The organism is Shewanella sp. GD03713, from assembly GCF_029843705.1.
Classification (GTDB): domain Bacteria; phylum Pseudomonadota; class Gammaproteobacteria; order Enterobacterales; family Shewanellaceae; genus Shewanella.
Window position 1 is genome coordinate 3,264,672 of record NZ_JAOCIW010000001.1, and the last position, 17,903, is coordinate 3,282,574.

A 17,903-nucleotide genomic window follows, 5' to 3' on the forward strand; every position below is an offset into this window, starting at 1 on the left:
CAAAAAAGTGCAAATTTTAATCATAGATTGCATTTTTCAGTGAGTTGCATACCCTAAATAAAGGCACACAGAGAGGATGCGAGCATGGATACAACGCCAGTCGATTTGAGTCATCTATTTGAACAGTTGGGATTAGCCAATCAAGCTCAAGCCATAGGGCAGTTTATTGCGACCCATCAACTTCCCCCTGAGACACACTTAACTGAAGCGCCATTTTGGACGCAGGCGCAAAAGAGTTTTCTGACCGAAGCATTAGAGGCCGATGCCCAGTGGACCGAACTTATCGAGCAGCTCGATGTGCAATTAAGAAAGCCCTAATGGCTTAGGGCTGACACTGAATCACTTCATGGCGAGTTGCGTTGAGTCGTTAAATTTTGCTGTAGGCGGTGTCGCCCCAACCAACTAACACACTATTACTTAAGACGATTGGCGTGCATTCATCCTTAGTGGTTTTACCGTCACTGTGGGTATGCTGGGTGCGATAAAAGAGTACCAACACTTCTTTATCGGCTTGGCCGTCTTTCTGCTGCAGATAAGATTCGCTAAAGTCCGAGGCGCCCATCAGGGTCATCACTTGGTCTTTGCTCATACCAAGGCTGAGCTTAGTCAGATTATTGCGGTTTTTGTCCTGTGTTTTTTCCCAAGATTCGTTGCTATCCCACTTAGATTCACTGTCGCCGACATTGACCACACAACCGCTAAGACCTAAGCTTGCTAACCCTAAAAACGTGACCGCGATGAGTTTGCGATTAATATTTGCGTTCATATTATGACTTCCTGTGTACTTGTTATAAAAATGCTTAAAAAGCAAAATCAATGCCAAACGGCAATACATTGATTTATAAGAACTAAAACAACCACATCACAGTAAGTTAGTGAAAAACACGATATACATTAAGGAATTTCACTTATTATGAGTCCGATTGACCAAGTGTTAGCAGCAGCGTGCGCACTCGAAGCCAGCGGTAAAACCCCAAGCCTTGCCTTGATAAAAAGCCGCGTCGGTAACAAAATCCCCATGCCGCTGTTAATCCAAGGATTACAGCAGTTTAAATCGATACCCAAAGCCGAGCGTGAGCGTTTAGCGGCCCAATCACAGCCCGTGGTTGAAGAGACTCATACCGCCGAAGCTTCGCCACTCACAGTCGCCACACTGGCGCAACAGTTAGCCCAGTTACAACAGGGCATTGAGCAAGCTCTCGCGTTAAAAAACAACGAGATCATGCAACTCAAAAATGAACTTATCGAGCTGAAACAACGTGTCACTCAACTCGAATCCCAAGGAAAATCCGCTTAATGTTTGTCACCGAATTGCGCTTTGAATGCTTTGCCGATACCACCATCAGTGCGGCAGAACGTGCCATCAATCAATTACTCGAAGCTTACCGTGCTAATGGCCAAATCCTTGGCCGCGAATTTGCCGTGGCCTATAATGAGGGCGAATTTCGAGTACGCCTACTCACGCCTGAAAAAAACAGTTTGAATCATCGTTATCACAGCCCGTGGGTGAAAAAAGCACTGGCGGAATTAACCGAGGCTAAGCTACTGGCGCCACGCGAAAAATTTATCGGTCAGGATATCAATTCTGAGGTGAGTAATACTGAGCCACCCAGCTGGCAACTGCTCTACACTAGCTATGTGCATATGTGCTCGCCCCTGCGAAGTGGCGATAACCTATTGCCCATTCCGCTGTACCAAATCCCAGCCACCTTTAATGGTGATCATAAACGGGTTATCCGCTGGCAAACCGAGTGGCAAGCCTGTGATGAGTTACAAATGGCGGCTGCCACTAAGGCAGAATTTGCTGCGCTGGAAGAATTATCCAGCCCAAACAGTGATTTATTTAGGAGAGGTTGGGACTTACGCGGCCGAATTGAATACCTGACCAAAATCCCCACTTACTATTATTTGTATCGCGTCGGGGGACAGGATCTGCAATCAGAGTTAGCTCGCCCCTGCCCACGCTGTGGCAGTCACGACTGGAAACTCGACGAGCCGCTATTAGATATGTTCCACTTTCGCTGCGAACCTTGCCGCATAGTGTCTAATTTGTCTTGGGATCATCAATAACATCCTGTACTGAAGCGCAAACTCGGCAGGCAAAATAGCCGAGTTTGCGAAACAGGTTTGCAAGAGGCTTTTTCAAGAGACCTTTGCAACATTTCCCCGCGCTTAACGCTTACCTATCAGGTTGTGCCACATACGTTTAAAGCTGGCAAAAATCCCCGGATGTTCGAGCGCTGGCATGGGCAATTCTTCATGTTTGACGGGCGGCGCGATACGTGGCGATAAAGCCTCAATAAATTCAGCTACACTCGGCGCCAATTGGGCAGAAGGAAGCTCGCCAGGGATTTCAACCCACACACTTCCATCGGCATTATCAACGGTTAGCATCTTATCGCCCTCATCGAGCAAACCAATAAACCAAGTTGCCGGTTGCTTGAGCTTTTGCTTCATCATTAAGTGGCCGATGATATTTTGTTGCAGGGCATCAAAATCCGCCTCGTTCCATACCTGCAACAATTCGCCCGTGCCCCACCGTGAATCAAACAACACGGGCGCCGCAAAATATTCCCCATAAAAGTGATTGATATCTGGCCACAATGTTAACTCAAGCGCATGCTCAACATTCGCAAAACTGCCGAGCTGTTCACGCTTAACGGGGAGCCAAGACACCGCCTCATCGGATGATTCATCAAACTCACCTTGAATACACAAAGATGGCTCGCCCTGCGGGTAATATCGCGGTAATTCGCCTAAAGTTGATAGGTAAGACTGATGATAGTTTTGCAAAAATTTATCGAGAGCAGGCAGACAAGACACTTAAGCACAATCCAATTTCGGGTATAATGTGCGCCTATTTTGACATGGAAACAGTATTGATGACACACAATCACGATCCCTATAGTGATGCAAAAGAGCTTGCCGGCCTAACCTTAGGTAAAGCCACGGATTACCAAGCCGAGTATGATGCGTCGCTGCTGCAAGGGGTTCCTCGCTCACTTAACCGTAACGCTATCAACCTCACGGCGGAAAGTTTGCCTTTCCACGGAGCCGATATCTGGACGGCCTATGAGTTGTCATGGCTAAACGCCAAGGGCAAACCTATGGTGGCTATTGCCGACATTCAGCTAAGCCATGAAAGCCAAAATCTGATCGAGTCAAAATCCTTCAAACTGTATTTAAACAGTTTTAACCAAACCAAGTTCGACAATATCGAAGCCGTGCAAAAAACCTTAGTGCAGGATCTCGGTGAATGCGCCCAAGGCCAAGTCACAGTGAAGATTATTGAGCCTAAGAGTTTTGGTATTCAACGCGTCGTCGAGCTGCCAGGCACTTGCATTGACGATCTGGACATCGAAGTCAGCGACTATGACTTTAACCCGGATTATCTTGAAAACAGCACAGATGACAAACAGATTGTTGCCGAGACACTCAATTCTAATCTGTTGAAATCAAACTGCTTAATCACCTCTCAGCCGGACTGGGGCAGTGTGATGATCCGTTATCAAGGGCCTAAAATCGATCGCGAAAAGTTACTGCGCTATTTGATTTCGTTCCGTCAGCATAACGAGTTCCATGAGCAGTGTGTCGAGCGGATTTTTGTCGATTTAAAACATTACTGCCACTGCACTAAGTTAACCGTTTACGCCCGCTATACCCGTCGCGGCGGCCTAGACATTAACCCTTACCGCAGTGATTTTGAGCACCCAGGCGAGAGCCACCGCTTAGCAAGACAGTAATCAACTTGCAGCAAAAAGCCCTGAGTAATCAGGGCTTTTTTATTGTCTGTTGTAAACTATTCAACCAAGCTCACAACTTAAACTGTACCTACACTTAGCCCAAATTCGCCCTAAAAATCTCTTGCACTTGGCTCAAGGTGGCATTGTTTGGCAGGCTGAAATACAAGTAACCATCGCCACGGAATGCGCGGTCAAGCTCAAGCAATACATGGGTTTGCTCGGCATCGCACACCAGAGAAACCTCTATCTCACGCAAACGATTAAAGCCCATATTGCGTGGTTTAAACTCTAGCTCTTGGTAACAACCCGAAGTGGAACGAAAGGCACGCGTATTGAGGAAACCTTGCTCCACATCGGCTTTCACCAACACAAAACCAAGGCCATCCATCGCCTTTAACACATGCTCGGCAATCGCCGTTGGCATAATGACCAGCGCATCTATATCGCTAGGGTCGAGCGCGGTATCTATGTCCACTCCCGTTTGTAACCATACCTGGGATTGATTATTGCGCACTGGGAGCTGAGTAAAGGGGGTTTCGGGGTGCAATTTACCTGAAAACGGGATCTCGCGAATTTCACCCGCTTGAATTTCAAAGGACTCAGTTAAGCGCCAGCTCGCCAAGCGATGGTTCTTAAAATAGTCGCCGTTATCGCTACTCACTTTCACCTTAGTCATTAGGGCTAAGTCGAGGCCGGAGATCTGCTGCGGCACATTACCGCCTTTAACGACGATAGTGGCATTAAAGATTTGTCCTGGCAGCAGTCGATTATCAATTAATTGGGTATCGACCGTCGCACCACCGATACCGACAGAGGCCAGCAATTTTTTAAACATGGGATTTCCTTATGTTGCTAAGGCTGCACGGATAAGCAGCCCTAATACAGCGGTTATTCAATTAATGAGCAGATTTGCACTCAAGCAATAATTGCTGGAAATGCGCGCCTAAATCCTGCTGAGCAAATTGTTCACTGGCGAGTACCATTTGCTTAAGGCTTTGCATGGCTTGCTCGATGCCCTGTTGTTCGATCAAACTTTTGGCATAGGCCGCCGCATCTGCGCCCTTTTGTAACAGGCTTGCGACTTGATCAAAACTCACCTCTTGCTCCATCACCTGCTGTAAATCGCCGAGTAATTCCGCCACCTTAGCTGACTCTACTAAGGCGCCTTCGACACTCACTAATTTACCGAGGGGATCTTGGCTGAGTTTTTCGGCCACACAGGCCGACACAGTGCCCGCCGCCGCACTTTGGGCGACCACATCGAGCCCGCGGCTGCGGATTTGCTCAACCACTTGTTGTAGTTGGGGATCTTGAGCAAGCCATGCCTGCTCTAATTGCTGTTTTTCATCGCCACCAAAGTAGCCACAGCCACCAAGCAGTAGCAAAGTGGTGGTCGATAAAAGGCATTTGAATTTCATGATTAACAACCTTGTCAGTGAGTTCTCTGGCGTGACTATAGCGAGCTAGGTTTAATCCAAAATGAAATATGAATGGAGGAATAACAAAGTCAGTGAAGGGACAAGAAACTGAATTAAAAGCAGTAATTCAAGAACGAAGGCGACCTAAGCCTTAGTGCGAAGGCCGCACTAGATGGCAGAGCATGCCGCCAGTAATGCAGTGATACTGGTCAGCTGCATCGAAATAGTGACCCTCGCCAACCTGTCATCCTGCACTAAGCTGTCACCATCAACCAAGCTGAGCCCAAAACGATATTCCTCATCAAGTCGGCCAAAATAACTCCGCCAATGTTGGGCATGGGAGCTTGTGGCATCCTGTGCAGTTTCAGGTTCAATCAGTAGCTTAATATTGGAATAAAGTGGAATACGCGATGGGAGTTGAAGATAAGAACAGGGCTTAGCTTGGCTTGGTGAAGCAAAGTTATCTTGCAGCTTGAGCTTGAGTTCAACCCTGTTCGGGGTGTCGACAGTTTGCAGCACGCCATCATCAACCGCCAGCAAACTGTTTGGTGCTAAGTCAAAGGCAAAGGATTTCAGCGACTGCGCTAAGCCCAAACCCGTTGCCTTGATGTAGGATTCCTTGAGTGCCCAAAGATCAAAAAAGCGCTGCCGCTGCGCATCCTCGCCCTCAAGGGCTAATAAGCCTTCGGCTTCAATCGGGGAGAAATAATGATTAAGGATCGGGTAAATATGAGTGCTGGCGCGGGCACGCTCTATATCTACACCCAAACCTAAACGGGGCTGCGCTGTGTTAGCAGTTTCTCCCTTGTCATCGTCTTGCGCTAAGGCAATCAATAACCAGTCGCCACTGTGGCTCAAGTTAAACTCAATGCCAGTACTCAAAAACTGCTCATGGTTAAGACTGGGTTTGCCCTTTGCCCCATACTCAAAACACCAATCTTGGGGCGCAATCTGTCGTTGGGAGGAGCAAGGTGAGGTTCCACCGCGAGATTGCAGCCCTTGAGATAAGACGCAGCGCAGCGCCGATCGCACCAATAAGCCGTTCATTTGCGCCTTGGGCGCCCGGTAACGCGCCACTTTAGCGCGCTCGTCCTCACTCAAGAGCGCCATACACGCATTCGTACTGGCCGTATCCATTTCGGTTAATGGTATAAAAAAAAGCTCAATATTCATTAATTTATCCCAACAACCCTTGAGTTTAACCGCAGCCCTATTCTACTCAGTTCTACTCGCCTGACGAGCAGTATCTCAATTTTGTTTCTAATCTTATGAATTTAAATGATTATTTTAACATAGACCCTGTACTAAACAGGAGTTTGGCTCCTTTGAGCAGAGTCATTTGAACATTAAAAAATCATTTCAAGTCCCATATGATTGTATCGAGCCGAAACCTCAGGTAATCTGCATCACCATTGTGCGTAACAAAACACATAGCTCACGGGTTTTAAGCCTAGATTAAGCATGAGTCCACACTCCGCTTTGGCAGGCAAGTTTAAGCAGTCCCGATAGATTATGTTGGATGAAAATAATAAAGATGGGACAGCACTAACAACATGAGTTATCGAAAAGTGGGTACTCAAGCCGCGGATCATGCTCAGGCTGATAAGCCAAGCCCGGAGCACAAGTCCGCCCCCAAAACGGCAAGGCACCGCAATGCCACGACTACGCCGGAGATGCGACACTTTATTCAGCAATCTGAATTGAGTGTGAGTCAGCTCGCCAAAATTTTAAATATTACCGAAGCCACAGTGCGTAAATGGCGTAAGCGCGAGTCAGTGAACGACAGTCCGAATACGCCGCATCACCTCAATACCACCCTCACTCCGATGGAAGAATACGTCGTGGTGGGACTGAGATATCAGCTCAAGCTGCCGTTAGACAGGCTGCTCAAGGCCACTCAAACCTTTATTAACCCCAATGTGTCCCGCTCGGGGTTAGCCCGCTGCCTTAAGCGTTATGGGGTTTCGCGCCTCGATGAGTTTGATCAAGAGCTCGTGCCTAAACAATATTTTAATCAATTACCTATCAGCCAAGGCAGCGATGTTCAGACCTACACGGTCAACTCCGAAACCTTGGCCAAGGCGCTTGCCCTGCCAAGCACAGATGGCGATACCGTAGTACAAGTGGTGTCCCTCACCCTGCCGCCGCAATTAACCGAGGCCGAACCTAAATCGGTACTCCTTGGCATAGATAGCAAGGCGGATTGGATTTATATCGATATTTATCAAGACAGTAACACCCAAGCGGCCAATCGCTACATCGCCTATGTGCTGAAGGATGGGCCGTTTCATCTGCGTAAATTGCTGGTACGCAACTACCACACTTTTTTAGCCCGCTTTCCTGGCGTGCAAACCCCAAAAGCCATCGCTAAATCCCTTAATAAGGCAACGACCAAACGCTTTGCCAGTGGAGACTCGTTATGAGCCATACCCCATCACAGCCTCAATTATCAACCGATGAAAAAGCCGATAAGAGACTGAATAAACGCTTAAAAGATATGCCGATTGCCATCGTTGGCATGGCGAGTATCTTTGCTAACTCCCGCTATTTGAATAAGTTTTGGGATTTAATTTGCGACAAGATTGATGCCATTACCGACGTACCCGAGTCCCACTGGTCTATTGATGACTATTACGATGCGGATAAGTCCAAGGCCGATAAGAGCTACTGCAAACGCGGTGGTTTTATGCCAGAGGTCGACTTCAATCCGATGGAGTTTGGTCTGCCGCCCAATATTTTGGAACTCACCGACAGCTCACAGTTACTCTCATTGGTCGTCGCCAAGGAAGTCCTACAGGATGCCAATCTGCCAGACGATTACGACCGTGACCGTATCGGCATCACCCTCGGGATTGGCGGCGGTCAAAAGCTAAGCCATAGCCTCAACGCGCGCCTGCAATATCCCGTGCTGAAAAAAGTATTTAAAAGCAGTGGCCTGAGCGATGAAGATAGTGAACTGCTGATCAAAAAATTCCAAGATCAATATGTTCACTGGGAAGAGAACTCCTTCCCCGGCTCCCTTGGCAACGTGATTGCCGGACGCATCGCCAACCGTTTCGATTTAGGGGGGATGAACTGCGTCGTCGATGCCGCCTGCGCAGGTTCGCTTGCCGCCATGCGTATGGCGCTGACCGAACTGACCGAGGGTCGCAGCGACATGATGATTACCGGCGGTGTCTGTACTGACAACTCGCCCTACATGTATATGAGTTTCTCAAAGACGCCAGCCTTTACCACCAACGAACAGATTCAACCCTTTGATATCGATTCTAAGGGCATGATGATTGGCGAAGGGATCGGCATGGTCGCCTTAAAACGCCTCGACGATGCCGAGCGCGATGGCGACCGTATCTATGCGGTAATCAAAGGCGTTGGCGCATCATCGGACGGTAAATTTAAGAGCATTTATGCACCGCGCCCCGAAGGCCAAGCCAAGGCATTAGAGCGCGCCTATGATGACGCAGGCTTTGCGCCGCACACCGTTGGCTTGATTGAAGCCCACGGTACAGGCACAGCAGCAGGCGATGTGGCCGAATTCAATGGCTTAACCTCAGTATTCTCGAAGGATAATGAGCAGTTACAGCATATCGCCTTAGGCTCAGTTAAATCTCAGGTCGGTCATACTAAGTCCACCGCGGGCACAGCGGGTGTGATTAAGGCAGCATTGGCACTGCACCATAAAGTCTTGCCACCAACAATTAACGTCAGTCAGCCCAACCCTAAATTAAACATCACCCGCTCGCCCTTTTATCTCAATACCGAGGCGCGCCCTTGGATCCAACGCAGTGACGATACGCCGCGCCGCGCCGGGATCAGCTCCTTCGGTTTTGGGGGCACTAACTTCCATTTAGTGCTCGAAGAATATCACCCCGAACACGCGCGCGATGACGCCTATCGTCAACGCTGCGTAGCGCAAAGCTGGCTGTTTGCCGCCGCCGACAAAACCGCACTGCTGAGCGAGTTAAAAACCGCGCTACAGCAAGCAACTGCGGCCAAAGCAGAACTTTCTCAGGCGCATTTTGTTGCCTTTGCGAAAGCCTACGCCCTGCGTGAACTCCCCCCGCAATCGGCCCGTCTTGGCTTTATTGCCAAGGACTATGCCCAGTTACAGACTCTGTTAACCCAAGCGATAGCACAGTTAGAATCCAATAGCGCCGAGAGCTGGCAACTCCCCTCAGGGATAAGTTTCCGCGCCCAAGCTCTGGTCAAGGATAACAATAAGGTTGCGGCCTTATTTGCCGGCCAAGGCTCGCAATACCTGAATATGGGACTGGAAATTGCCAACAACTTCCCCGAGCTTCGCCGCCATATCCACGCCAGCGATAAAGTGTTTAGCGACCGTGGTGAGGCTTCGCTTTCAAGCGTGCTGTACCCGATCCCCGCCTTCGATGACGAATCGAGAAAAGCGCAGGAAAGTGCATTAACCAATACCCTTTATGCCCAAAGCGCCATCGGCGCGATCTCTATGGCGCAGTACACCCTGTTGACTCAGGCGGGTTTCGCCCCAGATATGCTCGCAGGTCATAGCTTTGGTGAGCTTTCGGCCCTGTGCGCCGCAGGCGTTATCTCAATGGATGACTACATCAAGCTGGCCTTTGAACGTGGACAGGCAATGGCGCAGTCACCTCAGGATGCCGACTCCAGTCGTGATGCTGGCGTCATGTATGCCGTCATTCTTAAGCAAAAACAAGATATTGAGGCTATCAACGATTGCCTAGCGCAGTTTGACGACGTCAAGATTGCCAACTACAACTCACCGACTCAGCTGGTGATTGCTGGCGCTACCACAGCGACACAACAGGCCGCTAAGGCCATTGGCGAGTTAGGCTTTAAGGCAATTGCCCTGCCCGTTTCCGGCGCCTTCCACACGCCATTGGTTGCCCATGCGCAAAAGCCCTTTAGCGAAGCCATCGATAAGGCTCAATTCAACACGCCAAAGATTGCCCTGTATGCCAATGGCACTGGTCAACTACACCCTACCGATGCCAACGCCATCAAAGCCGCCTTTAAAGATCATATGCTGCAATCGGTGCACTTTAGCGAGCAACTAGAAGCCATGTATGCCGCTGGTGCACGGGTGTTTGTCGAGTTTGGCCCGAAAAACATTCTGCAAAAGTTGACAGAAAATACCTTAGCCGAGCAGTTACAAGAGCTTTGCCTTATCAGCATTAACCCGAATCCTAAAGCCGACTCCGACAGCCAACTGCGCAGCGCTGCGGTGCAACTGGCGGTTGCGGGGGTAACACTGGGGGAAATCGACCCTTATCAAGCCGAGCTGATTGCGCCCGCAACGCCTTCGGCCATGAATATCAAGCTCAACGCGACCAACTACATCAGCCCAGCGACCCGCAACAAAATGGTCGATTCGCTGCAATCGGGCAAAATTACCAGCCAAGTGCAGTATGTGGATCGCCTCGTTGAGAAAGTGGTTGAGAAAGTCGTTGAAAAACCAGTGATTGTCGAAAAAATTCTAGAGAAGGTTGTCGAAGTGGAAAAGCCAGTGGCACAAAATAGCAATAATATTCAACAGCAAACGCCTGCACAGCCAACCAGCTTTACCACTGGACAGGCGAATCAAGATGCCCTGAGCGCCTTTTTTGCCGCCCAAACCCAGGCCGCGCAATTACATCAACAATTTTTAGCGATCCCGCAGCAATACAGCGATACCGTCAGTGCCCTGATGGCAGAGCAAGCCAAAATGGCAAGCCTTGGCATCGCCATTCCAGAGAGCCTGCAACGCTCTATGGAGCTGTTCCACCAGCATCAGGCACAAACTCTAAAGAGCCATGCTGAATTTATGCAATTGCAGACCAGCAGCAGCCAAGCGGCATTAGCCCTACTCGGCCAAATGCCAGCGCCTCAGGTTCAAGTCCCCATTCAAGCGGCACCAGTGGCAGTTACAGCGGCAAAGCCAGTCGCTCCAGCACAGTCGCCCGTGGTTCAAGCGTTAGCCGCAGAGCCAAAAGCGACTGTTGCGCCTGTGAGTGAGCCCAAAGTTCAGCAACCACAAGTGCAAACTGTGGCGACAGCAACTCGCGCGCTTTCCGAGAAGTCAGTCGTGCAGCAAATCGAGACAGCCATGCTGGCAGTGGTTGCCGATAAAACGGGTTACCCCGTTGAAATGTTAGAACTTGGCATGGATATGGAAGCCGACCTTGGTATCGATTCTATTAAGCGCGTGGAAATTCTAGGCGCAGTACAGGACGAATTACCTAACCTGCCAGAACTGAGCCCTGAAGATTTAGCCGAGTGTCGCACCCTAGGGGAAATCGTTGCGCTCTTTAGCCAAGCGACTTCTGTAACAGCCGTTACAGCAAGCCCGCAGTCAATAACACAAACCGCAGTAGCTGCAAGTGCGGCGGTTTCTCATGATGAAATTGAGCGCACTATGATGGCGGTGGTAGCCGATAAGACTGGCTATCCCGTGGAAATGCTGGAACTTAGCATGGATATGGAAGCCGACCTTGGTATCGATTCTATTAAGCGCGTGGAAATTCTAGGCACGGTACAGGACGAGTTACCCAACCTGCCAGAACTCAGCCCTGAAGATTTAGCCGAGTGTCGCACCCTAGGGGAAATCGTGGCGCTCTTTAGCCAAGCGACTCCTGTAGTATCGACAGCCGTAACAGCTACTGCCTCAGTTAGCCATGCGACACAAAATGCTGTACTCGCAAGTGCAGTAGCAGCAAGCGCGGCGGTTTCTAATGATGAAATTGAACGCACTATGATGGCGGTCGTGGCCGACAAAACAGGCTATCCCGTGGAAATGCTGGAACTGAGCATGGATATGGAAGCCGACCTTGGTATCGATTCCATCAAGCGCGTGGAAATTCTAGGCACAGTACAGGACGAGTTACCGAACCTGCCAGAACTGAGCCCAGAAGATCTCGCCGAGTGTCGCACCCTTGGGGAAATTGTCGCGCTCTTTAGCCAAGCGACTCCTGTACCCGCTGCTGCCACAGTTAGCCATGCGACACAAAATGCAGTAGTCGCAAGTGCAGTCGCTGCAAGCGCGGCGCTATCTAATGATGAAATTGAGCGCACTATGATGGCGGTCGTGGCCGACAAGACCGGCTATCCCGTGGAAATGCTCGAACTCAGTATGGATATGGAAGCCGACCTTGGTATCGATTCTATCAAACGCGTGGAAATTTTAGGCACGGTACAGGACGAGTTACCCGACCTGCCAGAACTCAGCCCAGAGGATTTAGCCGAGTGTCGCACCCTAGGGGAAATCGTTGCGCTATTTAGCCAAGCGGCTCCTGTAACAGCTGCTGCCACAGTGAGCCATGCGACACAAAATGCAGTGCTCGCAAGTGCAGTAGCAGCAAGTGCGGCGCTTTCTAATGACGCGATTGAATGCACTATGATGGCGGTCGTGGCCGAAAAGACGGGCTATCCCGTGGAAATGCTGGAACTGAGTATGGATATGGAAGCCGACCTTGGTATCGATTCCATTAAGCGCGTGGAAATTTTAGGCACAGTACAAGATCAACTGCCAAACCTGCCAGAACTGAGCCCAGAGGATTTAGCCGAGTGTCGCACCTTGGGTGAGATTGTCGCCCTCTATGCGGGTTCGCAAGCATCAAGTGAGGCACTACAGCAAAACCATGCTGCGCCAATTCAAGAGATTCAAGAGGCAACTGCAGAAACCGTCGAGGAAACCATCGACCTGCCGCCCCATAGTGAGGTGATGCTAAAAAAGTTGCCAGCGGCGGCTGAGTTAGCGCGCATCATAGCGACTAGTGATGTTCAACTGACGGCAAACAGTTACGTCGTTATCGGCGACGATGGCCACAACGCGGGGGTGATTGCCGAAAAGCTTCACGCCCAAGGCGTTAAGGTCGCGGTTGTACGCTCACCGAAAACGGTTGTGACCAGCGCATCGCCACTCGATAGCCATATCGCCAGCTTCACGCTGGAGGCGATTGATGATGAAAGCATTTGTGCGGTCATCAATCAGATTGAAGCGCTTGGCCAAATCGCCGGTTTTATTCATCTGCAGCCACAACATAAGTCCGATGTGGATAAAGGTGCTGGCTTAGTGCTGGCTGACGACGCCAAAGCCTCGGTCGAGCAAGCCTTCTTGTTCGCCAAACACTTACAACCGCTGTTAACTGAGCGCGACCACTGCCGCTTTGTCACCGTCAGCCGTATCGACGGTGGCTTTGGCTATATCGGCATGGACGAGTCGGCAGGCGCTGTTATTAGCCAGAGTGAACTCAACCAAGCGGCGCTCTCTGGACTCACGAAAACCTTAAATCACGAATGGCCGGGAGTGGTTTGCCGCGCGCTGGATATCGCGCCAAACTTGGACGCTAAAACGGTCGCCAATGCGGTAGTGCAGGAATACTACCTCCAAGATGCGCCAGTCGAAGTCGGTATTGATAGCGAGCTTGAGCGCACCACCTTAGTCGCTGGCAATGCCGTGCTTCGCCGCAGTGGCGCGTCTCTCTCGTCTGCGGACAAAATCCTCGTCACAGGCGGCGCTAAGGGCGTCACCTTCGAGTGCGCCTTAAGTTTAGCGAAACGCTGCAAGGCACATTTTATCCTCGCGGGTCGCAGCGCCCATCAAGGGATCCCCGCTTGGGCTCAGGGTAAAAATCGCAACGAGCTGAAAGCTGCTGCCATTGCACATCTGCAAAGCCTGGGTGATAAACCCACACCAAAACAAGTGGATGCCTTAGTTTGGCCAGTACAAAGCAGCCTTGAAATCAGCCATGCCTTGCAGGCCTTTGAAGCGGTTGGCGCCAGCGCCGAATACTTAAGCCTGGATGTTAACGATCCTGCCGCCATTGCCAGCACTATTGCGCCTATCAGCGCCCTATCGCCCATCACGGGGATTATCCACGGCGCGGGCGTACTTGCCGATAAACATATTCAAGACAAAACCTTAAGCGAACTTGAACGCGTTTATGGCACTAAGGTGACCGGACTTAACAATCTGCTGTCTGCACTGGATCTTAGCCAGTTAACGCTCATCGCCCTGTTCTCTTCGGCGGCGGGTTTTTACGGCAATACCGGCCAGAGCGACTACGCCATGTCTAACGACATTCTCAACAAGGCTGCGCTGCAACTCGCGCAGCAATTGCCACAAGCCAAGGTGATGAGCTTTGACTGGGGTCCTTGGGATGGCGGCATGGTTAATCCTGCACTGAAAAAGATGTTTATCGACCGCGGGGTCTATGTCATTCCACTCAAAGCCGGTGCCGAGTTATTTGCCAGCCAATTATTAAGTGATACGGGAGCGCAGCTGTTGGTCGGAACCGATATGCAGGGCAATACCGCCAATACTGTTGAAGCTGCATCAGCAAAAAAGCCTGAAGCGGATCTAACCACGGCGTTAGATCCGCAGCCTATGGCCCAAACGGTGCCGCAAAGTATTCGCGTCATGCGCAGCCTCGACCCTAAACGCATGAGCTTTATTGAGGATCATTGCATCAATGGTCATGCAGTGTTGCCAACGGTGTGCGCCATCGATTGGATGCGTGAGGCCGCCAAGGCCCATTTAGGAAAGGCGGTGAGTGTCAGCGATTATCGACTGCTCAAGGGAATTATCTTCGATGAGGCGCTGCTTGCCCGCGATGCGCCTATTGAGCTCGAATTGATGCTCACGCCGCTTGCCGACGCGACACAGCAATCGACTGAGGCGTTAACCGCGCTGATAAGCTTTGAAGGTCGTCCGCAGTATCAGGCGGTGTTAGTGGCGCAGACGGATGATACGCCAGACGCACAGGGTTTGGAGGTTGGTGAGTTGCATTCTCTGATGCAGGAGATGGCACAGCAACCCGCTATCGCGAACCGTGAGTCGCTCTACAGCGATGGCACACTGTTCCATGGCCCAAGACTGCAAGGCATAAGCGAAGTGCTCGCCTTTGATGATCAGCAGCTTATCGCTAAGGTAGCACTGCCAGCCGTGGCCTTAGATGACTGCGGCGAGTTTGCGCCAAATCTTGAGGATAAAGGCACACAACCCTTTGCCGAAGATCTGTTATTGCAGGCCATGCTCGTGTGGGCGCGCCTTAAATATCAAGCGGCAAGCTTACCCAGTGCCATTGGCGAGTTTGTGTCCTATTCGCCCTTAGGTTTTGGCGAGAAGGCAGTATTAGTGCTGGATGTTATCAAGCATTCGTCCCGAACACTTGAAGCCAATATTGCGCTTTATCATCAAGATGGCCGATTAAGCTGCGAGATGAAACGGGCCAAGGTTACGGTCAGTAAGACGCTCAACCAAGCGTTTTTGGCCAATAAACCTCAGCAACAAACGCATGTGCAGGCAGCAGGCCAAAGCACGGCCGAGGTAAGTGTTAAGTGACACTCGCCCCAAGCGTACATGCCGCATTAAGCAATGCGGCATTAAACAGTCCGCATCCCAATGCCAAGCCACTGCGAATAGCCGTATGGCTTGGTGATGGGTGGATGCTGAGTGTACTTAGCCATGCACAAACCGATGTTAGCAAGCTGCAGCAGTTGATCGCTTGTCGAATTCAGCTCAATGTTGAAGATAAGCCACTGATTAATGAGCCAGCTGATGAGCCAACACTGGTCGCCTTGCTCACTGAGCAACTCGACCATATTGCGCAAAAACAGCTCGTTGAAATTCGCTTTGAATATCAGCAGCAAGCCCGTAGCTTGTATCTGCTCGATGGGCTGATGGCAGCGCAGTTACACCTGCATGCCGAGGCTTATATTTCAGCATTAGCGCAAATCCAAGCTGAAACAGCCGAAGAAACAAATGCTATCAATACAAATACCGTCGAGCGCTGCTTAAACAGCGCTTTTAGCTTGGCGAAACGCGATTGTGCTCAGGCGGTTAATGGCTACGCGCAGGCAGGCAATCTTGCCAGTCAGTTGAATGTATTATCTCAAGCGGTTGAGGCGTTAAGTCATCGCAGTCTCAAAGGCATTCAACCAATGCTTGATGCGACTGATGCAGCACAACTTGCTGAACTACTCGCTGAACAACACGCTGAACAGCGCGCTGAAAAGCCCGTAAAAACCGCACAAAACGGCTATTGGTTTACCAAGCCCCATCAGGCAAGGGTATTAAGCCTAAATCTCTTGGGTAATCTCTTGGATAAGCTCTTGAATAAGCCCTTGGGTAATCTCTTGGATAAGGCCCCTCAAGCGAGCACAACCCAAAGCCTTATCTTGACCCAAGGCACTCGGCTTATCGCTCAGCCGTTGCTCAATGCCAACAGGCTTTTTATTCCCATTAGCGGCAACACACATGAGTCTTTAACGGTACAGTTATCACAACTAATTGATTCATTAGATTTATCGGCAAACTTTCCCGATACGGACTGGCTCAGCAGCCAAGGCAATAATTGGTTTAAGCGCTATCAAGCAAAGGATAAATTAACCTTAGTGCTGATGGCTGGCTCCCTTGAAGAGCTTATGCAAGAAGCCAAGGCGATGCGTGCTTATATTGAAAAGACGCAACAGACTCCTGCGCCAGTACCAGCCCAAACGCCATCGGCCAATCTAGCCTTTAAGACCCCTGCGGGCAGTTATTTTACGCCAACGCCCCTCGGCGATACGGGCTTAACCTTTGTCTACCCCGGCGTCGGCACGGTTTACCCGAATATGTTTAGCGACTTACATCGCTATTTCCCTGAGCTTTATCGCGAGCTTGAACGTGAAGGGGATTTAGCCGCCATGTTGCAGGCCGAGGCGATTTACCAAGGCGCTGCCAAAAGTGCAGTTGATGTAAAAAGTGCTGTTGATTTAAAAGATGCGGCAAACATGAGCTTAAGCCAACTTGCGATTAGCGGTGTTGGCGCCAGTTACCTATTTAGTCGGCTGTTGACTCGAGTCTTTAATATCCAACCGCAACTCGCTCTGGGCTATTCCATGGGTGAAGCGGCCATGTGGGCAAGTTTGGATATTTGGCAAACGCCACATGCCCTGATTAACGCCACCCAAAACAGCGCCATCTTCAATCAGGAGATTTCAGGCCCACTGCTTGCGGTGCGCCGCGATTGGCAGTTGAATGAAGATGCACCGCTGGCGTGGAACAGCTTTTTAGTGCGAGCCTCTCGCGCCGAAATTAATGCCCTGCTGAATGATTTTCCACGGGTTTATCTGGCCATCGAACAGGGCGATACCTGTATTCTCGCGGGCTGCGAAGCAAGCTGCTTACAACTCCTTAAAAGGCTGAATAAGCGTGGCATTGCCAGCAATAAAGTCACCGCCATGCATACCCCGCCCTCGCAGTCACAGCACAGTGCTATTCAAAGGTTTTATACCTTGGGCTTAAAGGCGAATGCCTGCGAGACTCAGGTGCGTTTTATTAGCGCGGCGCAGCAAAGCGCCGTCAGTATCGATAGCCAAAGCATTGCCAAGAGTATTGCCGACACCTTTTGCGCGCCGCTGAATTTTACCGCGCTGATTAACACCGCGTATCACCAAGGTGCGCGCTTATTTGTTGAGGTGGGCGCCGATCGGCAAACCAGCACACTTATCGATAAAATCGGCCGCCAACTAGAGTTGGGCGCCGATGGCGTTCAAACACAGGAACAACCGATATTAGCCATGGCATGTAATGCCAAGGGCAGCGATACGATCACCAGTTTACTCAAATGCTTAGCTCAACTTATCAGCCATAGAGTGCCACTTTCCCTTGCGCCGCTTGTGCTTCAATCGGCAGAGAAGGCTACAGCGAAAACGATAGCGCCACATTCAGCCAGTGCATTAGGCCATTATTCAAACGTATTCCAAGAAGGAGAACCCCTTTGAGTTC

The 17,903-nt window shown here is 50.4% G+C and carries 12 protein-coding genes; 7 read left to right on the forward strand and 5 right to left on the reverse strand.

The window, feature by feature from the left end; all coding sequences use genetic code 11:
- Nucleotides 1–84: 84 nt before the first annotated feature.
- Nucleotides 85–318, forward strand: coding sequence for a DUF2789 domain-containing protein (locus N5E87_RS14435; RefSeq protein WP_011623407.1), 234 nt, complete (start codon nucleotides 85–87; stop codon nucleotides 316–318).
- Nucleotides 319–367: 49 nt separating this feature from the next.
- Here N5E87_RS14435 and N5E87_RS14440 read toward each other — a convergent pair whose 3' ends face one another.
- Nucleotides 368–766: a DUF3192 domain-containing protein gene (locus N5E87_RS14440; protein WP_011623408.1), complete on the reverse strand. Its 399-nt coding sequence runs from the start codon at nucleotides 764–766 to the stop codon at nucleotides 368–370.
- A gap of 147 nt (nucleotides 767–913) precedes the next feature.
- Here N5E87_RS14440 and N5E87_RS14445 point away from each other — a divergent pair, with 147 nt between their 5' ends.
- Nucleotides 914–1,297, forward strand: coding sequence for a hypothetical protein (locus N5E87_RS14445; protein ID WP_086902362.1), 384 nt, complete (start codon nucleotides 914–916; stop codon nucleotides 1,295–1,297).
- On the forward strand, nucleotides 1,297–2,070 hold the full coding sequence (locus N5E87_RS14450; RefSeq protein WP_086902361.1) for a Zn-ribbon-containing protein: 774 nt from the start codon (nucleotides 1,297–1,299) through the stop codon (nucleotides 2,068–2,070). Before N5E87_RS14445 ends, N5E87_RS14450 begins: the two co-directional genes overlap by 1 nt.
- Nucleotides 2,071–2,172: 102 nt before the next feature.
- On the opposite strand, the gene syd is transcribed toward N5E87_RS14450, so the two are convergent.
- The gene (gene syd, locus N5E87_RS14455) at nucleotides 2,173–2,823 is read right to left on the reverse strand and encodes a SecY-interacting protein (protein ID WP_086902360.1); all 651 of its coding nucleotides are present in this window, start codon (nucleotides 2,821–2,823) and stop codon (nucleotides 2,173–2,175) included.
- 59 nt (nucleotides 2,824–2,882) lie between these two features.
- Between syd and queF the strand changes: the two genes are divergently transcribed.
- A complete protein-coding gene (gene queF, locus N5E87_RS14460; RefSeq protein WP_086902359.1) occupies nucleotides 2,883–3,743 on the forward strand; it encodes an NADPH-dependent 7-cyano-7-deazaguanine reductase QueF in 861 nt (286 codons plus the stop codon).
- Nucleotides 3,744–3,837: 94 nt separating this feature from the next.
- Here queF and N5E87_RS14465 read toward each other — a convergent pair whose 3' ends face one another.
- The 3 genes from N5E87_RS14465 to N5E87_RS14475 all read right to left on the reverse strand — a co-directional run bounded on the left by N5E87_RS14465 (nucleotide 3,838) and on the right by N5E87_RS14475 (nucleotide 6,334).
- Nucleotides 3,838–4,578: a sporulation protein gene (locus N5E87_RS14465; RefSeq protein WP_086902358.1), complete on the reverse strand. Its 741-nt coding sequence runs from the start codon at nucleotides 4,576–4,578 to the stop codon at nucleotides 3,838–3,840.
- Nucleotides 4,579–4,639: 61 nt separating this feature from the next.
- Complete coding sequence (locus tag N5E87_RS14470) at nucleotides 4,640–5,161, reverse strand: hypothetical protein (protein WP_086902357.1); 522 nt, start codon at nucleotides 5,159–5,161, stop codon at nucleotides 4,640–4,642.
- 168 nt (nucleotides 5,162–5,329) lie between these two features.
- Nucleotides 5,330–6,334 (reverse strand): 4'-phosphopantetheinyl transferase superfamily protein, encoded by a 1,005-nt coding sequence (locus N5E87_RS14475; protein ID WP_086902356.1) that lies wholly within the window; start codon nucleotides 6,332–6,334, stop codon nucleotides 5,330–5,332.
- A 380-nt stretch (nucleotides 6,335–6,714) separates the two neighbouring features.
- On the opposite strand from N5E87_RS14475, the gene N5E87_RS14480 reads away from it, so the two are divergent.
- Genes N5E87_RS14480 through N5E87_RS14490 form a run of 3 tightly spaced genes read left to right on the forward strand, consistent with a single transcriptional unit; the run spans nucleotide 6,715 to nucleotide 17,899 of the window.
- Nucleotides 6,715–7,584 (forward strand): transcriptional regulator, encoded by an 870-nt coding sequence (locus tag N5E87_RS14480; protein WP_086902355.1) that lies wholly within the window; start codon nucleotides 6,715–6,717, stop codon nucleotides 7,582–7,584.
- Nucleotides 7,581–15,476, forward strand: a complete 7,896-nt coding sequence (locus N5E87_RS14485) for a type I polyketide synthase (protein ID WP_086902354.1) — start codon at nucleotides 7,581–7,583, stop codon at nucleotides 15,474–15,476. Before N5E87_RS14480 ends, N5E87_RS14485 begins: the two co-directional genes overlap by 4 nt.
- Nucleotides 15,473–17,899, forward strand: coding sequence for a PfaB family protein (locus N5E87_RS14490; protein ID WP_086902353.1), 2,427 nt, complete (start codon nucleotides 15,473–15,475; stop codon nucleotides 17,897–17,899). Before N5E87_RS14485 ends, N5E87_RS14490 begins: the two co-directional genes overlap by 4 nt.
- The last annotated feature ends 4 nt before the right edge of the window (nucleotides 17,900–17,903 follow it).